Source organism: Ketobacter sp. MCCC 1A13808 (assembly GCF_009746715.1).
Lineage (GTDB): Bacteria > Pseudomonadota > Gammaproteobacteria > Pseudomonadales > Ketobacteraceae > Ketobacter.
This window is the reverse complement of sequence record NZ_VRKW01000006.1, coordinates 74,102-98,557: the sequence shown is the minus strand read 5'-3', so window position 1 is coordinate 98,557 and position 24,456 is coordinate 74,102. Positions and strand designations below refer to the sequence as shown.

The 24,456-nt window shown below is 51.1% G+C and carries 16 protein-coding genes; 10 read left to right on the top strand and 6 right to left on the bottom strand.

From position 1 onward, the window contains the following. Positions 1-117: 117 nt before the first annotated feature. Positions 118-942 carry a LysR family transcriptional regulator gene (locus FT643_RS12945; protein ID WP_198043516.1) on the top strand — a complete coding sequence of 275 codons (825 nt, stop codon included), beginning with the start codon at positions 118-120 and terminating at the stop codon, positions 940-942. On the opposite strand, the gene FT643_RS12940 is transcribed toward FT643_RS12945, so the two are convergent. Next, positions 908-1,702 carry an alpha/beta fold hydrolase gene (locus tag FT643_RS12940; protein WP_156871822.1) on the bottom strand — a complete coding sequence of 265 codons (795 nt, stop codon included), beginning with the start codon at positions 1,700-1,702 and terminating at the stop codon, positions 908-910. The two genes, FT643_RS12945 and FT643_RS12940, sit on opposite strands and share 35 nt — an antisense overlap. 721 nt (positions 1,703-2,423) lie before the next feature. Between FT643_RS12940 and ggpS the strand changes: the two genes are divergently transcribed. Both ggpS and FT643_RS12930 read left to right on the top strand, forming a co-directional pair. After that, the gene (gene ggpS, locus FT643_RS12935; protein ID WP_156871821.1) at positions 2,424-4,697 is read left to right on the top strand and encodes a glucosylglycerol-phosphate synthase; all 2,274 of its coding nucleotides are present in this window, start codon (positions 2,424-2,426) and stop codon (positions 4,695-4,697) included. A gap of 312 nt (positions 4,698-5,009) precedes the next feature. Continuing rightward, entirely contained in the window at positions 5,010-7,619 is a 2,610-nt protein-coding gene (locus FT643_RS12930; RefSeq protein ID WP_198043515.1) for an EAL domain-containing protein, read from the top strand. A gap of 82 nt (positions 7,620-7,701) precedes the next feature. Here the strand turns inward: FT643_RS12930 and FT643_RS12925 are convergent, their stop codons facing one another. The 5 genes from FT643_RS12925 to FT643_RS12905 all read right to left on the bottom strand — a co-directional run bounded on the left by FT643_RS12925 (position 7,702) and on the right by FT643_RS12905 (position 13,516). Next, positions 7,702-8,421: a hypothetical protein gene (locus FT643_RS12925; protein WP_156871819.1), complete on the bottom strand. Its 720-nt coding sequence runs from the start codon at positions 8,419-8,421 to the stop codon at positions 7,702-7,704. 431 nt (positions 8,422-8,852) lie between these two features. Next, positions 8,853-9,398 (bottom strand): DUF2058 domain-containing protein, encoded by a 546-nt coding sequence (locus FT643_RS12920; RefSeq protein ID WP_156871818.1) that lies wholly within the window; start codon positions 9,396-9,398, stop codon positions 8,853-8,855. A 33-nt stretch (positions 9,399-9,431) separates the two neighbouring features. Next, positions 9,432-11,030 (bottom strand): ABC-F family ATPase, encoded by a 1,599-nt coding sequence (locus FT643_RS12915; protein WP_156871817.1) that lies wholly within the window; start codon positions 11,028-11,030, stop codon positions 9,432-9,434. 222 nt (positions 11,031-11,252) lie between these two features. Then, positions 11,253-12,494: an RICIN domain-containing protein gene (locus FT643_RS12910; RefSeq protein WP_156871816.1), complete on the bottom strand. Its 1,242-nt coding sequence runs from the start codon at positions 12,492-12,494 to the stop codon at positions 11,253-11,255. A 74-nt stretch (positions 12,495-12,568) separates the two neighbouring features. After that, complete coding sequence (locus FT643_RS12905; RefSeq protein WP_156871815.1) at positions 12,569-13,516, bottom strand: hypothetical protein; 948 nt, start codon at positions 13,514-13,516, stop codon at positions 12,569-12,571. Between the two features lie 252 nt (positions 13,517-13,768). On the opposite strand from FT643_RS12905, the gene FT643_RS12900 reads away from it, so the two are divergent. The 7 genes from FT643_RS12900 to FT643_RS12870 all read left to right on the top strand — a co-directional run bounded on the left by FT643_RS12900 (position 13,769) and on the right by FT643_RS12870 (position 24,287). Then, the gene (locus FT643_RS12900) at positions 13,769-14,908 is read left to right on the top strand and encodes an efflux RND transporter periplasmic adaptor subunit (RefSeq protein ID WP_156871814.1); all 1,140 of its coding nucleotides are present in this window, start codon (positions 13,769-13,771) and stop codon (positions 14,906-14,908) included. Next, positions 14,905-18,051 carry an efflux RND transporter permease subunit gene (locus FT643_RS12895; RefSeq protein WP_317622023.1) on the top strand — a complete coding sequence of 1,049 codons (3,147 nt, stop codon included), beginning with the start codon at positions 14,905-14,907 and terminating at the stop codon, positions 18,049-18,051. Before FT643_RS12900 ends, FT643_RS12895 begins: the two co-directional genes overlap by 4 nt. Before the next feature lie 227 nt (positions 18,052-18,278). Continuing rightward, positions 18,279-19,262: an NHL repeat-containing protein gene (locus FT643_RS12890; RefSeq protein ID WP_156871813.1), complete on the top strand. Its 984-nt coding sequence runs from the start codon at positions 18,279-18,281 to the stop codon at positions 19,260-19,262. Between the two features lie 151 nt (positions 19,263-19,413). Next, complete coding sequence (locus FT643_RS12885; protein ID WP_156871812.1) at positions 19,414-20,889, top strand: HDOD domain-containing protein; 1,476 nt, start codon at positions 19,414-19,416, stop codon at positions 20,887-20,889. A gap of 88 nt (positions 20,890-20,977) precedes the next feature. Beyond that, positions 20,978-21,550 (top strand): hypothetical protein, encoded by a 573-nt coding sequence (locus FT643_RS12880; protein ID WP_156871811.1) that lies wholly within the window; start codon positions 20,978-20,980, stop codon positions 21,548-21,550. Then, positions 21,550-22,011 carry a (2Fe-2S)-binding protein gene (locus FT643_RS12875; protein ID WP_156871810.1) on the top strand — a complete coding sequence of 154 codons (462 nt, stop codon included), beginning with the start codon at positions 21,550-21,552 and terminating at the stop codon, positions 22,009-22,011. Before FT643_RS12880 ends, FT643_RS12875 begins: the two co-directional genes overlap by 1 nt. Beyond that, on the top strand, positions 22,008-24,287 hold the full coding sequence (locus FT643_RS12870) for a xanthine dehydrogenase family protein molybdopterin-binding subunit (protein ID WP_156871809.1): 2,280 nt from the start codon (positions 22,008-22,010) through the stop codon (positions 24,285-24,287). The genes FT643_RS12875 and FT643_RS12870 overlap by 4 nt, the downstream gene beginning before the upstream one ends. Positions 24,288-24,456: the final 169 nt, after the last annotated feature.

Genomic DNA, 24,456 nt, shown 5'->3' with positions numbered 1-24,456 from the left:
GCATTTCCTATCCAGAAGTGATTGGTGGGTCATTCGTGATACATGAGAAAGGTAGGTTACGTGGGTGGTATCCATCTGTATAATATTTGATAGTGATGGTATCGATAGGAAATGCTGATGGATCTGAAGTCGTTGAGTTATTTTGTTGCAGCCTACGAAGAAGCCAACATTACTCTCGCAGCAAGGCGTTGCCACGTTTCCCAGCCTTCCATTTCCGCGGCGGTATCCGCCCTGGAGGAAAATCTGGGTATTACCGTGTTTTTGCGCCACAAACGGGGTGTCACGGCCACCACCGAGGGCGATCGGCTCTATCAGGCCGCCCGGCGCTTGTTGAGCGATGCTGCTTCCTTGCGCGCGATGTTTTCACCGGTTGACCAGGCAACCACGTTTACCCTGGGTTTAATGACCGCCATCAATGTGAATCGGGTGATGACACTGCTGGAGCCGCTGCTGCAGCGGCAAACGCCTCTGGATCTTCGGTTGGCAGCCGCAGATGCGGAGTGTGATGCGCGCATAGTCTGTGATACGGATGTAAGCGCCGACGAGCGTTGCATTGAGCTATGGAAAGAGCCGTTTGTGGTGGCTCTGCCGGAAGGGCATGCACTGGCGATGAAGCCGGATCTGGTGATGATGGACCTGGTGGGGACCCCCCTGATTGCACGGGAATATTGTTCCAATAATTTTCTCGAAGCCGCCCGATTGGCAGGAATGGAGTTCAATGTGGTGGCGACTGCCCAGTCCGAAGAGTGGGCTATTGCTCTGGTGAACGCAGGAGTGGGCGTGGCGATTTTACCGGAGAGTTATATTAAGCCGGAGCATAAAATTATCGCCCGGTCGTTTTCAAATATGACGGTGTACCGTCGAGTGGTGTTAGCCTATCCCGCAAAACCCACACCGCCAGTGGTACTCAAAAGCTGGATGTCTGAGTTGCAGAAACGTTAAGCAAGAAGGCTTTCACTGCGGAGGTCAGCGCGGGGCCGGCGAAGGGGGCCAACGCGTGTCCTACACGCGGCAGCACAAGCAACGGCAGGGTAAGTTGTTGCGCAAGGGTTTCCATGGCGGATAACCTTTGATCCAGCTCTCCGCAGAAAAGCATAACCGGAATCGAGTTCAGTGAAGGGATGACATTGGACATATCTTCTCGATCCTGCGCTGCAGCGGTGAGTGCCTGCAAGTCATTCTGCACGATCATCGCTTTTGCCGGCGTTGATAGCGGTTCTCCGATAAAACTTTCAAACGCTTTTATAAAGGTGTCCGGCTGGTCTTTCTGTACTTGTCTGAACGCGGCCATGGAGTCGTGGAAAGGGTGGGAACCACCAACACAGAGCGAAGCAATCATTTGTGGAAACTGCGTCATCATGCCAAAGCCCAGCCAGCCTCCCATGGAATAGCCGACCAGGTGTACCCGGGGAATGTGCAGGTGTTCCAGCATTTCGACGATATCATGCAGGCGTTGCTGCAGCCCATACTGCTGCGGCGAGCGGGGTTTGCTGCTCTGCCCATGGCCCCGCAAATCAATCGCGATGACCGTGTGATCGACTTGCAGTGCTTCAATCATCCCCGCCATTCGCCATTGTTCGATGCTACCGGAAAATCCGTGCAGCAGCAGGACGGGTACTTTGTCGTGGCCAGGTAGGTTTGCTGCACGCTCACCAAATACTTGATAGTGTAGCTTTAACGATTGGCGCTCCAGAAAAGGCATGTGTTGGTCCGATGCGGCTGTCACAGTGTGGTGATGATTGTACACTTGCCTTCAACAATCAATCTCCTCCGAACGCAGGGTAGGAGTAGATTGCATGCCATAGCAAGTTCGGCACCGATTTTTCCTGCAACACGATGTAGCGTCAAGCCTGGTCATTTTAATCAGGATTTAACCCGCTACCAATGGCACTGGGTGTGAGCAGTGGAAGTCAATATACGCAATGGAACTGAACCTCTTTTTACCAATAATTTTGTAGAAACCGACTTAGTTTTGAAAAAATTGCAATCAACGGTGTCTCCGATTCCGGGCGTCACCACCAAAATAATAATTGGCCTGAACGCACCTCTAATTAATTTTTTGCGTATTTATTTTTGTGGCGGTTGCGTAACGCTGAAACCCTACAAATAGAGTGTAGACTGACCTGAAAACCAGCTGCGGCGGCAATGGCGAGAACTCCCGTTGCTTTACGGTTTAATTATTGCATGTTATAAATAGCGCCATCATAGGATTGTCAATAGCAATCCTCTATAGGTCTAGAGATCAGGCTGCCGCGCTTTGTTGTTTGCTAACGGGTGAGCGGTCGTTCAGAACCTAGTTGTGAAATTTAGATTCGGGAAATAATAATTCAAAGCTCGGCACACTGATCCCTGGACGTTTTGGACGAAGATGGTGTAAAGGCCTGATATAGCAGGGCCGGCGCATCCTTGACCAGGAGTATTGTATGCTTTTAGCTACTGACTTAGATGGAACCTTTCTATCCGGCGAACCCGATAGCCGGCTAAAACTTTATCAACTGATTGCATCGCATCCGGATATTCAACTGGTATTTGTTACCGGTCGCGGGCTTGAATCTGTACTGCCCTTACTTGCTGACCCAACGCTTCCTCACCCGGATTACATCATTTGTGACGTGGGGTGTACGGTGGTTGACGGCCACACCCAGCAGCCAGTGCCTTTGTTGCAAGGCAATATCGAACAGAGCTGGCCGGGTGAGCATGTTATTGAAGAGGCTGTCGCGCACATCCACGGTTTGCAACGTCAAGAAGTTCCGCAGGAGCGGCGTTGTTCCTATTTTTGCGAAGAGCAATCGGTGAGTGACGAGCTGCGAACGATCGTAGAGAAACTGAATTGTGAGTTGGTATTTTCTGCCGGGCGCTATCTGGATGTTCTGCCGAAAGGAGTCAACAAGGGCGGCACGCTGAAAAAGCTCATCGATTATCTCGGTATTGGTGTCGAGCAGGTGTTGGTGGCGGGGGATACCCTGAATGATCTGACTATGTTCGAACAGGAATACGTCGGTGTTTGCGTTGGCGACTCGGAACAAAAGTTATTGCAGGCCACAGAAAATAACACAAGGGTCTATCATGCCGAGGCCTCCGGCTGTGGTGGCATCCTGGAAGCGATTGAGCACTTCGGCTTTTTAGGGCCGGAGGGTATTGCGGCAGAAGCCCGGGACACACTGGAGCCCGGCCAGTCGGATCTGGTGATTGTGTATCATCGGCTCCCCTACGAAGAAGTGATCGAAAACGGTGAAATGATTCGGCGTCGGCCGACTTCACCCAACGGCATAATCCCGACCTTGTTGAGTTTTTTCGCCGATGGCAAACAAGGGTCCTGGGTCGCCTGGTCTATTCATGACGACAACAAAGGTAAGTTCGAATCTCATACCGAGGTGGATGCTTCGCAATATCCGAAACTGGTTGCGGCGCGAGTCCCTCTTACGAAAGAAGAAGTCGATATTTTTTATAAGCGATTTTCGAAAGAGGCGTTCTGGCCCACCTTACACACTTTCTGGGAGCGGGCAGTTTTTCGCGAAGACCACTGGGAAGTGTTTCTAAAGGTGAACAAGGATTTCGCGGAGCGCACCGCTGCAGAAGCCGCGGCCGGCGCAACCATATGGATTCACGATTATAACTTATGGATGGTGCCTGCGTTTTTGCGCGAGTTGCGCCCTGATGTCATCATCGCGTTTTTCCATCACACCTATTTCCCGTCGGCCGATGTTTTCAATGTCTTACCCTGGCGTAAGGAAATTGTGGGCAGCTTGCTGCAGTGTGACTTTGTTGGTTTTCATATCCCCCGTCAGGCCGAAAATTTTGTTGATGTGGTCCGTGGTGTAACACCGGTAAAAGTACTTGAACGTATGAGTTGTGCTCCGCGTTTTCTGACTTATGGCTGCGCGGTCGGGCTGGAAGAAATGGTCACCGAAATACAGGTCAACGACCGCGTAGTGCGGTTAGGGGCTCATCCGGTTGGTTTGGATATGAACCGGGTAAAAACGGTGCTGGACGATCCGGGTACCAAGGCAAAAATGGCGCAACTGCGCTTTGAACTGAGTGGTACCAAGCTGATCCTCTCCGTGGAACGCCTCGATTACACCAAAGGGATTTTGGAGAAACTGTTAGCTTATGAGCGTTTACTCGAAGATCACCCCGAGCTGATCTCCAAGATCACTTTAATGATGGTGTGCGTGCCAGCTGCAAAAGAAATGACGGTTTATCGTGATCTGCAGAATGATATTGAACGGGCTGTGGGCAGGATCAATGGCCGGTTTTCGAAAGTAGGTTGGTCGCCCATACAGTTCTTCCTCAGAGGGTTTCCGTTTGAAGACCTAGTGACTTATTACGCGATGGCGGACGTGATGTGGATTACGCCGTTACGGGATGGATTGAACCTGGTGGCAAAGGAGTATGTCGCGACACAGGGAATGACTGAGGGCACCGGCGTATTGGTGCTGTCTGAGTTTGCCGGTGCAGCGGCAGAGCTGAGGGGGGCGGTGTTAGCGAACCCCCACGATCCGTCCGAAATGGTCACCGCCTGCTATCTGGCATTGACCATGAAAAAAGCAGAGGCGAAAGGGCGCATCCGGGAAGCTTTCCATGTGGTTGAGCATAACGACATTAGGCAATGGGGCCTGGAATTCCTGGAAGCAGTAGAACAATGTAAACCCAAGACCACTCGCCTGGAAGATAAGACAGAACCCAAAGTGGCCTGAGTCGTGTCCTCAACAAGCGTTTGGTAGGACGGTTAGTTTCAAAAGGTAATGAAAACCGGGTAGCGGGAGCTGTCCGGTTTTTTTGTGATGATTTGTTTTTCCCGTCTCAGTGCAGCACCTTCGGCGACCGCCTGTGAACGTTCGTTCAGCTTATTGTGATCTATACTGAAACCTCGCACCAGACTAATGTCGTTATAGATGTATTTTGGGTTGGTAGAGTGCTGTATTCCGGCACGGAGATGTCGGGTTGCAGTGATAAATGGGTCTAATATTTTGCAGTATTTTCAATCTCATACAACGTTCAAGCTGGTTTTGACATGGGCCGTCCTAAGTCTGTCGAGTTGGGCTTATGGATTCGAGCCGCTGCAATTAGACAGCCACACTGGTGAGGTAAATCTGTCACCTGTGTATCTGGGTGTTTACGAGGATACGGAAGCTGCGCTTTCAATCAGGGACGTTTTAACAAAAGGTAACGAATATTTTTCACCCGTCGAAAATGACATAATCAATTTAGGTCACAGTAGTAGCTCGGTGTGGGCCACCTTCACAGTCATAGATAACGATCCGCAGCATCTGAGTGAAACTCCCTGGTTACTCGAAATCGGTTATCCGCAACTAAAGCGGGTGAATATCTATGTGGTAGCCGATCAGAAGGTCGTTCAGGAATACAATATTGGCTATGGCTTACCCATGGAACAGCGTGAACTTCCGCATCGACTTTTCGTGCAGCCTATTTTATTGGAGCCACAAGTAGAGTATCAGGTATACGTAAATGTAATGCGTAAGAACGGCAGCATTCAGTTGCCGCTGAAACTCTACCGGCCGTCTATCTTCCTTCAGTATGAACTCAGTAACAATTATATCTTTGGGATGCTGTTCGGCATTATGGGTGCCATGATTATTTATAATCTGTACCTGTGTCTTTCTGTTGGTAGCCGGGCTTACTTCTATTACATTCTCTATATTGCCAGCGCCATGATCTCTTTTCTAATGACAACCGGTTATGGCTACTATTTTATCTGGCCCCGGTATCCCGTATTAAATGAGTATATGTTGCAGTTACCCACTTGCGTCGGGGTTATTACCGGCATGCTCTTTGTGCGGCATTTTATCGATGTGAAACGTTACTATATTTTTTTGGACCGCCTCATTTCGTGGATTGTTTACGTCGGATTTGGACTCATTTTATTCCGTTTGTTAACACCTTATTTTCTCAGCGAAACCATTACACTGTATGTCGGCGCGATGAGTATAGTGATGCCGGTGATGACCTATATGTGCTGGAGAAAAGGCTCGCGGCCTGCGGGGTTCTTTTTGCTGGGGTGGGCGATGTTATTTGTCGGCGTGTTTCTATATACCCTCAGCTTGCTTGCCGTCTTGCCATCCAACTCGATTACAAACAATGCGGTTTTTGTCGGCGCGGCGATGGAAACGTTGTTGCTTTCTCTGGGGTTGGCGGATCGCATAAATTCCGAACGCAAGCAAAAATACAGCGCGTTGCAATCGCAGCATGAAACCGTATTGCGTTTGCAGGAGGCCGAACAACGGTTGATGCACCGTGCTTTGCACAGCGGCATAACCGGCTTGCCGAACCGGACCTTTCTAAAAACCCAGATTGAAATGCTGGTTTCCTCCGCGCTACAGACCCAGTTTTCCGTGGTGCTGCTTAATCTTAATAATTTCCACGAATTTAATAAAACGCTCGGCCATTCCAATGGGGATGCCATTTTATATTTGGCAACACAACGGATGAATGCTGCCTGTGAAAAAGAAGGGAAAGTGGTGGCTTTGGAACGGCACAGCGCGGGGGTGCATTTTCTTGCCGGAGTGGAAGGAGTGACTTTTGCTTTGATGCTATCGGATTGTGGAGTGCCGGAAGCACAGCAGGTCGCTTTGCGCTTGCTGCGGGATCTGGAGCGACCTTTTGAATATCAGGGGTTGGCGTTGGATATCGACGCGACGGCGAGTATGGCGTGTTACCCTGAACATGGAACGAACAGTGAAAATCTGATCCGTAATGCTCATATTGCATTGGAAGCTGCCGAAAGCAGCAATGAAAAACTGGCAGTGTATTCTCAACAAATCGACCCTTATAACGAACGACGTATATCGTTACTTGGGGAGCTGCGGCATGCTATTGAAAGCGATCAGTTGCAATTGTATTTTCAGCCACAGATTTCATTGAAAACAAACAAAGTAGAAGGGGCAGAAGTACTTATTCGTTGGATCCACCCGGAATATGGATTTATTCCCCCTGACGAATTTATTCCTTTGGCTGAGCGCACCGGAGTAATTCATGCGTTAACCTACTGGATTTGCCGCCATGCTTTCCAGATAAAATCCAGTTTGACCCGCCAGGGTTTTGATATCGCCTTGTCTATTAATATATCGGCACGTAATTTACAGGATGCCGAGTTTAGCCAGAAGATTCAGCTGTTGGCCGATGAGGAAAATATCTCGCTGCAGGATATCGTAATGGAACTGACGGAGACGGCAGTAATGACCGATCCGGATCATGCACTGAAAATGATGAGTGAGCTTAACGAAGCGGGAATTCGGTTGTCGATTGATGACTTCGGAACCGGTTATTCTTCGCTGTCGTATCTAAAGCGTCTGCCAGTGAATGAAATTAAAATTGATCGTAGCTTTGTAATGGATATGGCGACCAGCGGCGATGATCAGTTGCTCGTCCGTACTACTCTGAGCATGGGGCACAACCTGAGCCTGGTTGTCGTTGCAGAAGGGATTGAAGATGCACCTACCCTGGATTTGTTGAAAGCCATGGGGTGCGATCTGGCCCAGGGCTATCACATCGCCAGACCGATGCCGGTCGACGCGTTCTATAAATGGTTGGGTGATTATGTGGCGGTATTACCGGACATCGATACGGACAGCTCAGGTTCCGCTTGCCTGGATGGTTAGATAGTTGCTCAGAGTTCTTTTCGCTAGATTAGAAAAAGCCGCCAACTCGGATGAGAGATGGCGGCGTACTAAAAAAAGTTAATCAGAACCGATAGCCAATACCGAAGGTAATAACCGGGTAGATATCAAAATCAGAAAGGTCATCCTGTAAATTGGCTTCTTCTGTGCGCAGTTGATTCTGAAATTCGGCGTTGTTCGTTACGTCAATGGTGGTATCGGAGTTCGTATCATAGACGGAACCGGAGGCTGTCAGATTAACCGTGGTCTCGCCTTGAAACAAGACACCGACATCAAGCGAAAGCAGTAGACCGCCGTCGTTACTGGTCGAGTGACCCCAGCCAATTCCTGCATAGGGAGCGAAGCTGTCACCCATACCTATTTCAGCGCTCATGCGGAACTCGTCATTATCGTCAACAACATAAATGTCATCTCCGATTTGGTATTCGCCTGGACCACCGGCAACACCGCTGGCTTCGTTGCCATTGCTGTAGCCACCGATACTGACACGGAATGCACCGCCGAAAGGGTGCCAGTCAAGCAATGCACCGAAGGTGGCTAATTCCAATGTTGCCTGATATTCGATACCGTCTTCGTCCAGGTCGTAATCGTAGTCAAGCTGATTCCCCTGAACGCGGACAGAGAATTTGTCATTGATGATGTAGTCTGCTTCCAGACCCAGGCCCAGGGTTCCGGCTTTGGCTGCTATACCCAGGTTACCGGCTGTTGCAGTTAACGGTGCAGATAGGAACAGTAATCCGGCCAGCCCGTAAGCCGCAAACTCTGGTTTTATTCTATAGCTCATGTACTTCTTATCCTCATAAGCGATTTAACGTGGGGGTTGATTTAAGAATAGGTTGGCAGGTGGAGTTTGTCGATTGAGCGTCGGCGATTGCCTGCTGCAGTCGGTTAAGCAGACGATTTTGTTATTCAAGAGGCTAGCTGAGTCGCTGGTTAATTGACGGTGGTGATGGAGGCGCTGGCCCGGCGTCAAAAAAAGTGACAGAAATGTCCGAGGTTAAACGCATATTCAGATAGATTGGTGCTGCGACGTAATAACAGAGGTGCTTTTTAGAAGCGAACAACGGTGTTATTTAAAAAAGGAGAACCCGATAGTATTTCCAGCTAAACAGTAGCAGATCAGGGCAGTGGCCTCCGGGAAAGCAGAAAAATCCGGAGACCGGCTAATAGTGAATCTGTGAGAATCGAATCTAGATCAGGCGGCAATTGGGGTGTTCACCACATCAGATCATCCGGAACCTGAAAATCGGCGTAGGGGTCTTCCTCAGCTTCATCTTGTTTGGTCTGGGCGCGCGTGTTTAATAAAAGGATGGTGGTTTGATCCCGCTGCTGAACCTTTTCGGCTACCGCAGCGGCCACCAACTCGTATTGCCCCTTCAATATGGCAATGGCGATCTGGCCGTTCTCCAATTGCTTTTGTTGCTCCCCGCTGACATAAATCTTTTTAATGCTCTTGCCATCAACAAACTGAAATCCGATATCGCCCTTGCCCCGATCAATTTTATTGGTTTCAATGAGCTGTACGATTTGTGCGGCAATGGCTTTTTGTTCTGCTGCCTGTTTGGCTTTATGATTACGCTCGCGGTCCTTTTCGGCCTTTTCTGCTTGTGCTTTCTGCGCCAGAATTTTCGCTTCATCCACTACTTCGGCCTGGCCTTTGCGTGCCAGCTTGGCCTGTTTCTTCTTTTCTTTATCAAGTCTTTTTGCTTTTTTTGAATCGACCATTCCGGCCTTCAGCAACTGATCTTGTAGCGATGCCATGGTGTTCCTCCATGCAGTTTGGCTTCTGTCATTCTATTGAACTGATGATAACTGGTGCGCCAGGAATTCATCGTAGGTGCCCTGGAAATAGTTGAGCTTTTTCTGTTTTATCTCAATTACCTGATTTGCGAGGGAGGATACAAATTCCCGGTCATGACTGACAAAGATCAGTGTTCCTTCGTAATGCTCAAGCGCGAGGTTCAAGGCTTCAATCGCTTCCATATCCAAGTGATTGGTGGGCTCATCCAGAATTAGGACATTGTTATCCATCATCATTAGTTTTCCAAACAGCAAACGGTTCTTTTCCCCACCGGAGCAGACCCTTACCTGTTTATTGAAATCATCGGCTGAAAACAGCAGCCTTCCCAGGGTCGCACGTACCACCTGATCGTCGTGACGCGGTTTACGCCATTGTGCCATCCAGTCAAACAGTGTCATATCCATATCGAAATCGGCACTGCTGTCCTGCGGGCAATATCCCAGCGTGGCATTTTCTGCCCACTTGATGGTGCCTTGTGTGGGTGATAACTCGTTGATCAAGCAGCGCAACAGTGTGGTTTTACCTGCTCCGTTTTCGCCGATAATGGCCAGCCTTGTGCCCGCTTCCAGAATTAATTCACCTTGGCTGAACAGCGCCTCGTTCTCATAGGCAAATGCCAGATCTTCAAGGATCAATGCCTGCCGGTGCAGTTTTTTATCCTGATTGAACCGGATATAGGGAGACACACGACTCGAGGCTTTGATCTCATCCAGCGTTATTTTTTCAATTTGCTTGGCGCGCGAGGTGGCTTGTTTAGCTTTAGACGCATTGGCAGAAAAGCGGCTGACAAATTGCTGCAAATCGGCTATCTGGGCGGATTTTTTGGCGTTCTGGGATTGCATGCGTTCGCGGGCTTGGGTTGACGCGGTCATGAAATCATCGTAGTTGCCGGGGTATACCGTTAGTTCGCCGTAATCAATATCCGCCATGTGGGTGCAGACTGCATTCAGGAAATGGCGGTCGTGAGAGATAATCACCATGGTGCTTTTGCGTTCGTTGATGACGTCCTCCAGCCAGCGGATTGTGTCGATGTCCAGGTTGTTGGTGGGTTCGTCCAGCAACAGGATATCCGGATCGGAGAACAAAGCCTGGGCCAGCAAAACACGCAGTTTCCAACCCGGAGCCACTTCGCTCATTGGGCCGAAATGAAGGCTTTGATCAATGCCCGCGCCGATCAGTATTTCCCCGGCCCGGCTTTCCGCCGTGTAACCATCCATTTCTGCAAACTGGGTTTCCAGCTCCGCGACTTTCATGCCGTCGTCTTCCGTCATTTCCGGCAGTGAATAGATGCGGTCGCGTTCCTGTTTTACTTCCCATAGTGCCGTGTGTCCCATAATCACCGTGTCGACTACGCTGTATTTTTCAAACGCGAACTGGTCCTGGTGCAATTTACCCACTCGTTCGTTAGGGGTGATCGACACATTGCCGGACGTGGCGGTCAGACTGCCATCAAGAATTTTCATGAACGTGGATTTACCACAGCCATTGGCACCGATGAGACCATAGCGGTTACCGCCACCAAATTTGACGGAGATGTTCTCAAAAAGTGGTTTAGCACCAAACTGCATGGTGATGTTCGCGGTAGAAATCAAAGGGTTAGTCCTGCTTTTAAGTGAATGCGTGTCTCGAAGGGGAGGGCGGCAAAGAGTTGACCGTTAGTCTAAATTAGTTAGCTACCAGCTCGGCTGATCCGCGCAGGTAAAACGGGCGCAAATATACCATATGCATAGTGACGGTAAAAGGTGGTCATTAGAAGGAGGGTGAAAAGCCCTCCATTGGCAGGAGGGCTTTTTTCTTGCAGGTGGTAATTGGGATTAAATTGCGGTCAAAGTAAAGCGCTGGCTTGCTGCATCACTGCACGTTGCCTGCACTACACTACCGCCATTGGTTTTGCTTTGCGCATCCAGGCACATACCGCTGTGGCGGGCGACTACCTGGTATTTATTGCCTTTGGGTACTAATTTCCATTGCTGGCTTGCGCGATCGTTTGTGCAGGTCCACTGAATGACATTGGCACCGGAGCGGCTGCTACTCCAGGAGACATTCAGGCAAGCCTGAGTACTGACGCCTTGCAACGTTGCGAAGCCGTTGCCCACGCTGGATAACTGCCACTGCTGTTTGGCAGCCTGGGTGCAGTTCCACTCTACGACATCGTTCATGCCCCAGCCGGATTGATAGATGTCCAGGCAGCGTCCGCTCGATGCCACCTTCAACGTGTAGCGTCCGTCTTTAACTGTGGGGTTTGTGCCTGGACCCGGATCGGTGGGTTCTGTGGGATCAGTGGGTTCGACCGGATCGGGCGGAGTCGGGTCTGTATTGCCGTTGGGAATGACGGTGGGGCGGAAGTTAGCAAGCGATGTTTTCACGTTATTGATCGCTTTGGCTGCGTCAGCCTCATCCGCCTGGCCTTCAGCCACACCACATGGGTAGCCACGGCATTGTACTCGTGGGTTGGAGAACACCGACATTTTGCTGGCGCGATAATACCATTCATAGGTCATCAATGTGCCGAACGCACCGTTCACGCCGTGACCCAGCGCATATCGATATTTGGCACCGGCTGTATCGCCCTGTGCCCGTGAGTGGTTCAGGCCCATATTGTGGCCCAGCTCGTGAGCAAGGGCTGCGGGTCCACAGGTTGCACCGAGCACATTGAATGCATAATTAGCATCAACGGCAAGGTAGCCGACACCACAGTTGCCTGTTTCATGCAGTTGGGTAACGAAGTCGGCACCGACTCTGTTGCGCTTTTCCGCTACCGTTGATGATCTCAGAATGTTATCCAGAACACGGCTCATGCTGGTGCCGGTCTCGTTGTGTTTTTCCACACCGACAACCCGCAGTTGCAGATCAACCTGACTATTTTTGTACATCGTATTGATCTGATCTTGCCAGGATTTCATTACGACAGCCGGCTCGCCCTTGAGCTGAGATGCGCTGGCATCATCATACAAAACCAGTAAATCGATTTGTGCCGCATGGCCCGCTTGCGCGATACCCCCGAACACGACAGCGGCAAGGCCTGCCTTAAGGTGGTGGCTGATACCTTTGTCCATGGTTATAACTCCTTTAAATGGTTTGGGTCAGTTACGTTGTAATTTGGTTTTTTTTATAGGTAATGGATGTTGTTTTAATGGGTTTCCGGAATGACGTAATCCGGTTTGTTTTCGTCAAACTTAAACAGAGTGGACGCATTCGCAATCCAGCCCTGCTCTCCTACAGCCTCAATCACAAAGTGACCTTCCGGTGTGAAAATTCCACCGGAAACGATAGCTTGCCCTGATGTGATTGTTACCGAATAAGGCGAGCCGGACTCGCTGGAAACGTCTCCCAGCTCATCCATTAATTGTCCGTTCCAGGTGACACTGCCGTCTGAATTAACAACCGCCTGGGTAATTTCCGCCTGATAAGTTTTGCCCGTTTGATTGATGGGTATGTCCAGCTGATCTCCGGCAACCAGTGAATCCAGTTTTAGCCGTTTGAACTGGATAAATTCGCGGCCGTCACCGATTTCTTCATCGCTAAGGGCCAGTTCGTCCCCCGGCTTGTCACTGGCTTCCCAGGCACTTTCCTCAAACAAGACCTGCTTAACTTCTTCCGGGTCGTATGTTTTTCCTGCGCTTCGGCCATTCATTTCATGCAGCCGCATATCCAGGTCGGGGTAGTCTTCGTTGAGTGCTGCAATCGAATCCGCTTCGTCGGCGTCGTTGGCGCCGTCGGTTTTAGCCATATGTTTGATCGACGGCGGTGGCTTGTTGGCAGCAGCAAGCGCATTGACGGGTTCGCTAGTAACCACCTGCTCATCTGCTGCACCCGGTTGATGTTGAATGGCAATCGGTTGTTCTGACTTGGTTGCAGCGGTGGGCAGTGCGCCGCGTCCCCACCATATTACTGCTGCAACCACGAATGAAATCGCGCACAAAGTAGAAAGAATGAGTCGCATAAGTAGTCCGTTAATAAGCTGCTGTTTGGAAGTTAGCGTCTTGCTCGCTGAAAGGTCGACGGAAAGTTTTTGGGTGTCGACCGGATTGGTAGTGGGCCGATTATCCTGGATATATCGCTGCAATGACGTCGACACACTTCACACTATTGGATTTAAATAAGGTTGCCATGGATCCGGTTTAATGATTAAACCGCAAGAGCTGTAAGTTAACCTGTATCAATTGGCCTGTTCGCCGTCATTGTTCCATGCGAAGAAATTCTGCAGCTTCAGATATCAATAATTACCGACGTTTCTGAGGGGCTAAATACGGGGTTATGCATGGCTGGACTGGTATAGATCGGTTATCTTTAACGCAATGATTGTTATCAATGACACAGGGAGAGACGAATGGTATTTCGTTTAACAGTACCAATGCTGACTGTTTTGGCTTTATTCATGCTCACGGCGTGTGAGGAAACGGAACAGCAAGCCAAGCCGGTGCCCGAAGTCCTGGTCTTGCCCGCAGAAAAACACGCCTATCAACCCAACGCGAGCTTTAACGCCAGAATTCAATCGCGCAGCGATGTCTCGATTAAGGCACAGGTAACAGGCAAGCTCATCGCGCTGCACTTCACTGAAGGAGATCAGGTTGAGGCCGGTGCTAAATTATTCGATATTGATCCGGCACCATTCCGGGCAGCGGTGAACAAGGCTGAAGCGGATCTGGCCAAAGCCAAGGCGAGTGACGCGAACGCTTCCCGAAACTATAAGCGGGGCAAAACATTGGTAAAAGACGGTTATATCTCGGGTGCTGAGTTGGATAACCTGGAATCCGCCATGCAGGAAGCGCAAGCCGCTGTAAAATCCGCTGAAGCCGCCCTGGAGAGCGCTAAAGTCGATCTGGAATACACCACCATAACTGCGCCGCAGGCAGGGCGTTTGGGGCGCTCTATCCACGCGGTGGGTGATGTCGTCGGGCCGCAATCGGGTGCTTTGACAACGTTAGTAGGACAGAACGACATGGACGCTGTGTTCCAGCTGCCAGAGGCCCTGATAGTGGCAACCAGGGCGCGCAAGCCGGGTCAGCCGAGCGCCAAGGACATTGAGGTCGTGTTGACGTTACCGGACGATTCCAGGTATAGCGAAACGGGTACCCTGGATTATTTTTCCAACCGGGTGGACACCGCCACAGGGACCGTGGAGGTGCGGGCACGAATGGCGAATCCGGAGGACGTCCTGCGCCCGGGAATGTATGTAAGGGCAACTTTAAGGGTTAAAAAACCCATTTCCGTATTAATGGTTCCGCAATCCGCTGTTCAGGTCGACCAGCAGGGAACCTATGTGCTGACCGTCACCGACGCGAGTGAAGTAAGCCGGGTCAATGTAACCACCAGTGAGCGGGTGGATGAAAATGTGGTAGTGACTGGAGGTTTGGAAGAAGGGGCATCAGTCATTATTCGGGGTGTCCAGAAAGCGCGGCCGGGCGACACCGTGAAGACCGCGCCCTATCAACCTGCCACTCAGGCAACGGATGGGGACGCCTCGTGATCAGCAAAACCTTTATCGAGCGTCCTAAATTTGCCATGGTGATTGCATTGGTCATCACGTTGGCCGGGTTGGTGTCTCTGCAATTGCTGCCGGTATCCGAATATCCTGAGGTGGCACCACCGCAGATTTCGATAAGAGCGAGTTGGCCTGGAGCCTCGGCTGCCGTAATGGAAGAAAGCGTGGGTCAGGTTATCGAGAATGTCGTTAATGGTGTGGAAGGTATGGAGTACATGTCTTCCGGCTCCTCCAATGATGGCAGCTATAGATTAACGATTACGTTTGGCGTGGGTGACGATGCGGATATGGCGCTGGTGCGGGTACAAAACCGGGTGGCCTTGGCGGAGCCCAGTTTGCCCGCGGATGTGCGCAATCAAGGGCTAACGATTTCCAAAATATCGCCTGATATTCTGTTTACTATCAATTTGTATTCACCGGATCAAAGCCTGGATATTTTGTTTATTGCCAACTACACCATGATCAATATTCAGAATAGCCTGAAACGGGTGCCGGGGGTTTCCGACGCCACCACATTCAGCACCGCTGATTATTCCATGCGGTTGTGGCTTGACCCCTCAAAAATGACGGCGCTCAACATTACATCCGACGATATCGCTGCTGCGCTACGGGAGCAGAATGTGCAGGTTCCGGCGGGTCGCATCGGAGCCCCTCCTTCCGATGGCAATAGGAGCACAGAATATACGTTGCAGGTAAAAGGCAGGCTTACAGACGCAAAAGAATTTGAAAACGTGGTGCTGCGGGTGTCCGATGAAGGCGCTGTAGTGCGGCTGAAGGATGTGGCGGAGGTCAAGCTGGGGCAATTGGATTACAAAGTGAATTCTACTTTCATGGGGGCACCGTCCACCACGGTGGCTATCTATTTGTTGCCCGGCGCTAACGCTTTGATCACCGGCGACGCGGTGAAAGCGGAACTGGAACAACTTAAGAAGCGCTTTCCTAAGGGGTTGGATTATCAAGTCGGTTATGACACCACGCGTTATGTGGAAGTGTCGGTAAAACAGGTCACCACTTCGCTGTTTATGGCCGTGGGGCTGGTTGTGTTAATCACCTTTGTATTTCTCGGTAACTGGCGTCCGACGCTGGTACCGACCATTGCGATTCCCGTTTCACTTATCGGCACCTTTGCGGTCTTGTTGCTGCTGGATATGAGTATTAATACGGTGACACTATTCGGATTGATTTTAGCGATCGGGATTGTCGTAGATGATGCCATATTGGTGGTAGAAAACACCGACCGGATCCTGCGCGAGAATCCGCAATTTTCTACCAAACAGGCGGTTATGAGGACCATGGAAGAAGTGAGCAGTCCGATCATCGCCACTACGCTGGTCCTGTTGGCGGTGTTTGTGCCGGTAGCGATGTTGCCAGGTATCACTGGCGTAATGTACAACCAGTTCGCAGTCACTATTTGTGTCGCAGTGGTGTTGTCTTCGGTAAATGCCCTGACGTTAAGCCCAGCTGTGGCTAGCCTGGTATTACGTCGCACAGCGGACGCGGCTTGGTTTGCGCGGTTCAACAGTGGTTTTGGCAGCGTTACCAATGGGTATAGTCGCTTGGTGCGTGCATTGCTAGTTCGTAAAAGTATTGTTGTCGTGTTCTTTGTAGTCGCTATGTCATTGCTGTATTGGGGCGTTAATGTCATTCCCTCCGCATTCGTTCCCGTTGAAGATAAAGGGGTTTTGATGTTGAACGTGCAATTGCCAGATGCCGCCTCTCTGCAACGCACTAATCAGGTAATGGAAAAAATGGCCGATCTGCTGGAGCAGGATGCGGCAATCGAAAGCACCACTTTGATCACCGGTTATTCCATCTTGTCTGGTGCTGCCCAGAGCAACAGCGGGCTTGGCTTTATCGTGTTAAAACCGTGGCAACACCGGCCGGAGTTGAAAGATCTTAATTTTGCAGTGGCAGCGCGGATTAATAGCATGGCGTATAAAGCGATTCCGGAAGCACTGGTGCAGGTTTTTCCGCCGCCTTCCATACCGGGAATGGGCGCGGTCGGCGGACTGGAGTTGGTGGTGGAAGATACCCAGGGGCGTTCCCATGAGGCATTGGCCGGGGCCATCCAATCGCTGGCCGCAGTTGCAAATCAGTCCCCCTTGCTGGAAAACGTTTACACCACCTTCCGTGCGAATGTTCCCCAATACCTTGTGAATATTGACCGCGAAAAAGCGAAAGTGCTTAACGTATCTCTGACCTCAATCTTCTCGACTCTGCAGTCTCAGCTCGGTTCTTCCTACATCAATGATTTTTCTCAATTCGGACAAACCTATCGGGTGATGATGCAGGCCGAGTCGGACTTCCGCTCCAGCATCAGTGATGTTCAGCAGCTGTATGTGCGTTCAGCCAGTAACGATATGGTACCGCTATCAACGTTAATCAGTATTGAGCCGGTGCTGGGGCCGGATGTGGGTAACCGGTATAACCTATACCGCTCGGCGATTTTACGGGCTGCTGCGCCCGACGGGGTGTCCAGTGGCGAAGCCATGGCAGAGCTTGAGCGTGTTGCCCGGGCACAGTTGCCAGACGGTTACCAGATTGAATGGACCGGTATGAGCTATCAGGAACAAAAAGCGGGTAATCAGGCAATGATTGCTTTTGCCTTGGCGATGATCTTCATTTATTTGTTTTTGGTCGCGCAATACGAAAGCTGGTCGATCCCTGCTGCGATTATCTTGGTGGTTCCGCTCGCCGTGGCGGGCGCGATAGGCGGTTTGTTACTGGTCAAGCAAATCGGCATCCCGCAATTGGGCGAACTCAATCTTTTCGCGCAGGTGGGGCTGGTTTTGTTGATCGGCCTGGCTGCGAAGAACGCGATTCTGATTGTTGAGTTCGCACTGGAAATGCGGGTTAAGAAAGGCCTTTCAATAATGGAAGCCGCGGCTGAGGCAGGCCGCATGCGTTTTCGTGCAGTTTGCATGACAGCATTGTCGTTCGTGCTGGGTATTCTGCCCCTGGTGTTCGCGTCCGGGGCCGGCATGTTTTCGCAAATGTCGCTGGGTAACTCCGTGTTATGGGGTATGACCGCTGCGCTGGTGCTGGGTACGCCGGTGATCCCGGTATTTTTTGCGATGATCCAGGGCATGAGGGAGCGGGTAAAAGGCGGGGCGTCGGGTCAACGGTAAAGTGCTGGCTAAAGCGCGCATTGTTATGGCTTGGATGCATACCATAGGAGGCTGGATGCAGTGGCGAAAGCCGGTGAATTTGATATCGCTTCGATTCGGCTTTTTATATACTCGATATTTCTCGCTGTTTTCGGAAGCGTTTTTATCGTTTTGAAATATGCGTGTGTGTAATTCTCGAATGAATAATAAATACATAAAATCAAAAAAAGACAGGGAATGTCATTGTTATGAGTGCTATATCAAAAATAAAAAATACCGTCGTGTTGTATGTACAGTTAATATTGATGACTGCATCAGTATTATTAATCGCAGCTTGCGATTCGAAAACAGAAACGGTGGTGAGCGGCATCCCTGATGCAGAAAACCTGTTCTTTACTCCGGACGGCAGGCTATTTGTGTCAGGCGGGGAGAATGTATTTGAAATTTTTAAAAATCAGCATGGTCGCTACGATAAGCTGGACGCGTTTCACGAAAGTTGCTTGGTGGAGGGTCTTGCGCAGAGCGGTGAATATATTTACGGAGTCTGCTCCAGAACCCGGATTCCGGAACTGCTTGACTCGTATTTGATAGCAAGCAAAATCGAGCCTTTTGGTGCTCATCAGATCGATCCGGATCTGCCGGGGTTGCACCCCACTATGAATCTGGAAATCATAAGTCCACTTAGTGAGATTACCATCCCGAACGGAGTGGCGGTGGATGCGGCCGGCGATTTGTACATAGCCGATTACGGTGCACCCAGGGTTTTCAAGGTCACCTTTAACGGTCCTTTGGAAGTCAACAGTATATCCACCTGGAAGCGTGCGCCGGGCATGCTGTTCAACGGTTTGAAATGGAAAGATGATGATTTGTACTTTACCGCTCAACACCGGCTAACCACCGGGGTGTTGGGGCGCATCAAGCAATATAGCGATGGCACACCCGGTGATGTGGAGGTTCTATTCGAGCGCAAGCAAGCGGTCCTGGACGACTTATTGCCCTATGACGGTGGCTTTCTGATAGCCGATTACCTGAAAGGGTCGGTGTTGTTCTGGCAGTCGGGTTCATTGCAGTCAGAAACAGAGGGACAAACTTTCTTTGCTCCTACCGCAATAGCCCAGACACAAGGGCCGCTGTTCGAGCCAGACGCCTTCTTGGTCACCGAGAAGGGCGTTATTGGCGACTTTAACTCCTCATACGGCAATAAACTGGGTATTTTCTATCCTCAGTTTTAAAGCCGGAATGCCAATGTCTCCCGGGTACCGGGCATTTCAACGCAAACCCGGTACGGGCCGAATTGATAACCCTAACAACACCAATATGACCAACAGCTTTCGATTCGTCGGCTAAGATTAATTGAGCAGGAGTCATAACAAGAGAGCTGGAATGTTGGTGCAACAAAGTAATTCGGTTGACGATTGGGTAGCCCTTCTCGATGAGGAGCACATGCCCGCCCTTGCGGAGACGGTTCAGAAACTCAATAAGCTGACCTCCGATGACGACGCGAGGGTTTCGCAGCTCACGGAGCAAATCTTAAAAGACCCCAGTCTGACTTCGCGGGTTTTGCAGATCTCCAATAGCGTAGTCTACAAAGGCTTTGGCGGTAATATTAAGACTATTACCTATGCCATCGTCATGCTGGGTTTTACTACGGTGCGCGATATATCCCTGTCCATGCAGATCCTCGACAACGTTTTGAAGCGTAACCCATCTCAGTACCTGATGGCCCAGATCGCCAATTCGTTTCACGCAGCTATGCAGGCGCGGAGCATGTTAGCTGGCGCAAAAACCCCGGATCAGGAAGAGATTTTCATATCCACTTTACTGCTGCATTTTGCAGAGCTGGCCATGTTATCGCGAGACGATGAGATCAGCCGCCAATTAAATGAGTTGTTGAGTGAGGAGGAGGTGTCCGTCAATGACGCTGCCAGGGAAGTGTTGGGTTGCAGCTTTGATCAAATCTCGCTGGCCTTGGCCAGGCATTGGGAGTTGGGCGGCATATTGATTGAAGCGCTAAACAAAGTGGGAACGCCCAGCAAATCAGCCCAGGCTGTTCTATTGGCCGATGAATTAAGCCAGGTAGCCGGATTAGGTTGGAACGCAGAACCGGTCAAAGCCGTGGTGAATAAGATTGCAAAATACCGCAACATCAGCGTTAGCGACGCGCTCGACGAGATTAAGCGAACCGCTGATCTGTCACAAGAGTTGGCGGTGCAATACGGCGCAGCGAAAGTTCGCCATTTAATACCCGGTTCAGACGTTCTGGCTCCCGTAAACGAGCCAGAACTAATCAAACCTGTTTCCAATGGCGCGCGGGACAGCGTGCAACACGAACCAGACAAAGTCGGAGATGTTCAGTTGCAGATGGATATAATGCAGCGGCTCAATGCTTTGATCGCCGAAAGAAGAATGGATGTCAACGCTATGTTGGGGCTGGTTATGGAGGGAATGTGCAATGCTGTTGGTATGGAGCGGGTGGTGATGGCACTGGTCACTAAAGACCGAAAGCAACTTCTGCCTAAACTGTTTAAAGGGCAGGTCGATGATCAGTTCAAGGCCCGGTTTAATCTGCTCCTGAACGAAGAAAATGTATTTACCTCGGCGATTATGCTGTCCCAGCAGTTTTGGATGGGGTCAAAACTCATGGCGGGGCGCAGTTATTTACACACCGAACAAATCCAGCAAGCGGTAGGCTACCACGAGTATTTTGTTGTCCCTATCATTGTTTCGCGCAAGCCAATCGGTGTGTTCTATGCCGATCGTGCGGTGTCTGGCACAGGTTTGAATGAACAGCAATATGCCGGCTTCTCTATGTTGGCACAGCAAGCGGGAATGGCGATATCTGCAAATCAGGCGGGATAAATCCCGATAGTATCCGAGGGGTTTTGTATGTAGACAACACTGGTGTACACTAGTGGCATAATAACAAATTATCAGTGGTCTGCATTTCATGTCTCGACGTAAACTTCTCATTATTGGCAGCATTGTCCTGCTGTTAGCGGCGCTGGGAATAGCCGCTTATAACTTCATGCCTTCCCAGGAACCCACAGTGACACTCCCCGGTATTTCCTATTCGGTGGCCGAATCGAATGTCGGCGCCTTATTGGAATTTTCCGAAGCCAAAGAGGTGCTGGAACGCCATATCCCCGGCATTGCTGAATTGCGTCAGATTGAAGTGGCGAAAGCCTTGACCCTGAAAGACATTCAGCCCTACTACCCAGACAGAATCACCGACGCCAAATTGGCCGCCATTGATGACGAATTGAAAGAGCTGAAAGGTTCGGGGGTCGTGGTCTATACCTCGGGCTCTACACTGGTGGGCGTGATATTGGACGATCCGGAGGCTCGGGATATTGTGGATAAGCATCTGCCGGGCTTTTCAACTCATCCGGATATCGGTCAGGGACGGGGCTTCACCCTCAACTTTATGCAGAAGTTTGATCGGGAAGCGATGTCCGATGAAAAGCTGGCGAAAATTAATGCCGACTTTGAAGCGTTGGCCAAATCAAGGGCGGGATTGTAATGACAGCCATTAAATTTACGGTCAACGGGCAGCCAAAATCTCTGGATATTGATCCCTCAACCCCCTTGCTGTGGACTTTGCGTGACCACTTGAGCATGACGGGCACAAAATTTGGTTGTGGTGTCGGAATGTGCGGTGCCTGCACTGTGCACTTTAACGGCGCCGCGGTGCGCTCCTGCCAGATCCCGGTGCAGGCGGTGTCCGATGCTGAAATCACAACGATTGAAGGCTTGTCGGAATCCGGAGACCATATCCTGCAGACGTTGTGGGTTGAGCTTAATGTGCCCCAGTGTGGCTATTGCCAGGCCGGAGTGTTGATGGCGGCGGCGGAACTGCTGAAGCGCATACCAGACCCCACAGACGAAGAAATTGACGCCCAACTATCCAATATTTGTCGTTGTGGCACCTATCCGCGCATCCGTGCAGCGATCCATCGTGCGGCACAGGAGACAAAAGCATGAATCCTGATTATCTGATGCGAAAATACCGGCAGGGCAAGCTGCTGAATCCGGCGATGTCCCGGCGTAAATTTCTGATTTCTGCCAGCGTACTGGCTGGCGGCTTATCGCTGCAATTGATTCCCTCCAATTCAAATGCAGCTGCCTCGAAGGCAGCAACCCCTGATGCCGCCGCGGATGAGTTTTCGCCGTGGCTGAAGATTTTGCCCGACGATACGGTTGTTGTTTCTGTGCCAACTCCGGAGATCGGCAACGGGTCTTCTACCCAACAGGCGATGAACATCGCCGAGGAATTGGAATGTGCGTGGCAGAATGTCAAAGTTGAATTTGCATCCTATAGCCGGGAACACCAGCAGCCAGGCAGTTACGCGGTCGGTCTGCAGCCCTTTTTTGGTGGTCACAGCACCGATCACGATCGCATGCCTTATACCCTGCAGCTGGGTGCCAGTGCGCGCGAACGGCTAAAGCTAGCGGCGGCCAAACGTTGGGGAGTGCCGGTCACGGATGTGGTGGCCCGTGACAGTGTGCTGAGTCATAAAGCGAGTGGCCGTACGCTGCGGTTTGGCGAAGTGGCGCAAGAGGCCGCCGGGGTGGAGCTGAGTGCCGAGCCTTCGCTGAAACCGCAGGCAGAATGGCGCCTGTTGGGTAAAACCAAACCTCATAAGCTGCAGCTTCCGGAAGTGGTGAAAGGCACCGCTGTCTATGGTATTGACGTCACCCTGCCGGGAATGGTGTATGCCGCTATCCTGCAGTGTCCGGTGCATGGCGGGCTGTTGAAAAGCCACGACCCGAAAGCCGTGCTGGATATGCCAGGAGTTAAAGCCGTGGTGGTAATTGACCCCGCAGGTCGCGTGGGATCGCCGGTACAGGCAGACCCGACATTCGGGTTTGAAGGCTCTGAATGTCACGGTGGGGTCGCGGTGATTGCCGAGCACTACTGGCAGGCGAAAAAAGCTCTGGATGCGTTGCCGGTGGAGTGGGATCTGGGTTTGGGTCCATTCTGGTCTTCCGAGGAAAAAATACACCAACGTCAGGACCGTGTGCTTGAACAGTGGTCCGGCTCCGCGCTCACCAAGGCCGGCGACGTCTCGGTACCGGCAGCCAAAACGGTAGAAGCCACCTATCGCACACCCTTTTGTGAGCATGCGGCAATGGAGCCGCTGAACGGCACGGCGATCTATACGAAGGATGGGCTTGAGTTCTGGCACCCCACACAAGATATGCAGCAGGCTTTCTGGGTGGCGGTTGACGAAAGTGGGCTGCAACCCGACCAGGTTACCTTTCACCAGACCCTGGTTGGGGGTGGCTTCGGACGCCGTGTTATCGGTGATGATGTTCGGGCTGTGGTGGCCATTGCCCGACAGTACCCGGGTGTGCCGGTGAAAGTGATCTGGTCGCGGGAAGAAACCACTCGTCAAGGTTCGTATCGAACCCCGGTTGCTGCTCGCTATAAAGCGGGCCTGGATGAGCAGGGTGCATTGATTTCATTGCAGGGTGAGACCTGTTTTAGCGGTATGGAACTGAGCCTGGGTTACAGTGATATGGTTTATGCGGCCAGTGGCGCAATACCGAACATGCGATTGGCCACCAGTAAGCTGCTCACCCATATTGCCACCGGAGCTTATCGTGCTCCTTGCTACAATTCTCATGCCTTCACCGTGGAAAGTATTATTGATGAGTGTGCTGTCGCCGCCGCTGCTGACCCGTTGGATTTTCGCCTTAAATTGCTGGAAAACTGGGACCCGGCCTGGTCGGATTGCCTTAACATCGCAGCCCAAAAGGCAAGCTGGGGTGAGTCCTTGCCGAAGGGACAGGGACGCGGAATCGCCATCAGCAACTGGCCACATTCCGGCTCAAAGCAGGCCGGTTCTACTGTTTGCGCGGTGGCACATGTTGAGGTGAGTCAAGCGGGTGAGCTCAAGGTGCACCGTATCGATTTCACCTTTGACTGCGGTCGTATCGTGAATAAAGACGCTGTGATGCAACAGCTCCAGGGCGGAATCGTATTCGGCCTGAATATGGCGCTCAACGAAGGCTTAACCATTAAAGATGGCGCCATCATGGAGGGCAACTTTGACGGTTTGCCTCTACTCAAAATGGCCGATATTCCGGAGATCAATATTCACTTCGATGCGCTTTCGGGACACGATCGCTTCGCGATTATTGGCGAAGCGCCAGTGGGTCCTGTTGGCCCCGCGATCGCCAATGCTATATATCAGGCTACCGGAAAGCGGGTGCGGAGCATGCCTTTTCGGAAACAGGATTTGAGTTGGTCTTGAGCTCGGCCCGGATTCAGGAAAAAACGAATCGCGGTTAGAGCAGGCATAAAAAAGGTGAACTGATATCAGTTCACCTTTTTCAATTGGTGGGGGGAGTGGGACGCCGGTTTGGTTCCCACAATAGGAGCTGAATTAGTCCCTCAATTGCTTTAGTAAGCTAATGAGGGTT

Bases quoted from the DNA above. Each gene is read 5' to 3' on its own strand.
- FT643_RS12945 (WP_198043516.1), top strand. From the start codon at position 118: ATGGATCTGAAGTCGTTGAGTTATTTTGTTGCAGCCTACGAAGAAGCC.
- FT643_RS12940 (WP_156871822.1), bottom strand. From the start codon at position 1,702: ATGCCTTTTCTGGAGCGCCAATCGTTAAAGCTACACTATCAAGTATTT.
- ggpS (WP_156871821.1), top strand. From the start codon at position 2,424: ATGCTTTTAGCTACTGACTTAGATGGAACCTTTCTATCCGGCGAACCC.
- FT643_RS12925 (WP_156871819.1), bottom strand. From the start codon at position 8,421: ATGAGCTATAGAATAAAACCAGAGTTTGCGGCTTACGGGCTGGCCGGA.
- FT643_RS12920 (WP_156871818.1), bottom strand. From the start codon at position 9,398: ATGGCATCGCTACAAGATCAGTTGCTGAAGGCCGGAATGGTCGATTCA.
- FT643_RS12910 (WP_156871816.1), bottom strand. From the start codon at position 12,494: ATGGACAAAGGTATCAGCCACCACCTTAAGGCAGGCCTTGCCGCTGTC.
- FT643_RS12900 (WP_156871814.1), top strand. From the start codon at position 13,769: ATGGTATTTCGTTTAACAGTACCAATGCTGACTGTTTTGGCTTTATTC.
- FT643_RS12890 (WP_156871813.1), top strand. From the start codon at position 18,279: ATGAGTGCTATATCAAAAATAAAAAATACCGTCGTGTTGTATGTACAG.
- FT643_RS12885 (WP_156871812.1), top strand. From the start codon at position 19,414: ATGTTGGTGCAACAAAGTAATTCGGTTGACGATTGGGTAGCCCTTCTC.
- FT643_RS12880 (WP_156871811.1), top strand. From the start codon at position 20,978: ATGTCTCGACGTAAACTTCTCATTATTGGCAGCATTGTCCTGCTGTTA.
- FT643_RS12875 (WP_156871810.1), top strand. From the start codon at position 21,550: ATGACAGCCATTAAATTTACGGTCAACGGGCAGCCAAAATCTCTGGAT.
- FT643_RS12870 (WP_156871809.1), top strand. From the start codon at position 22,008: ATGAATCCTGATTATCTGATGCGAAAATACCGGCAGGGCAAGCTGCTG.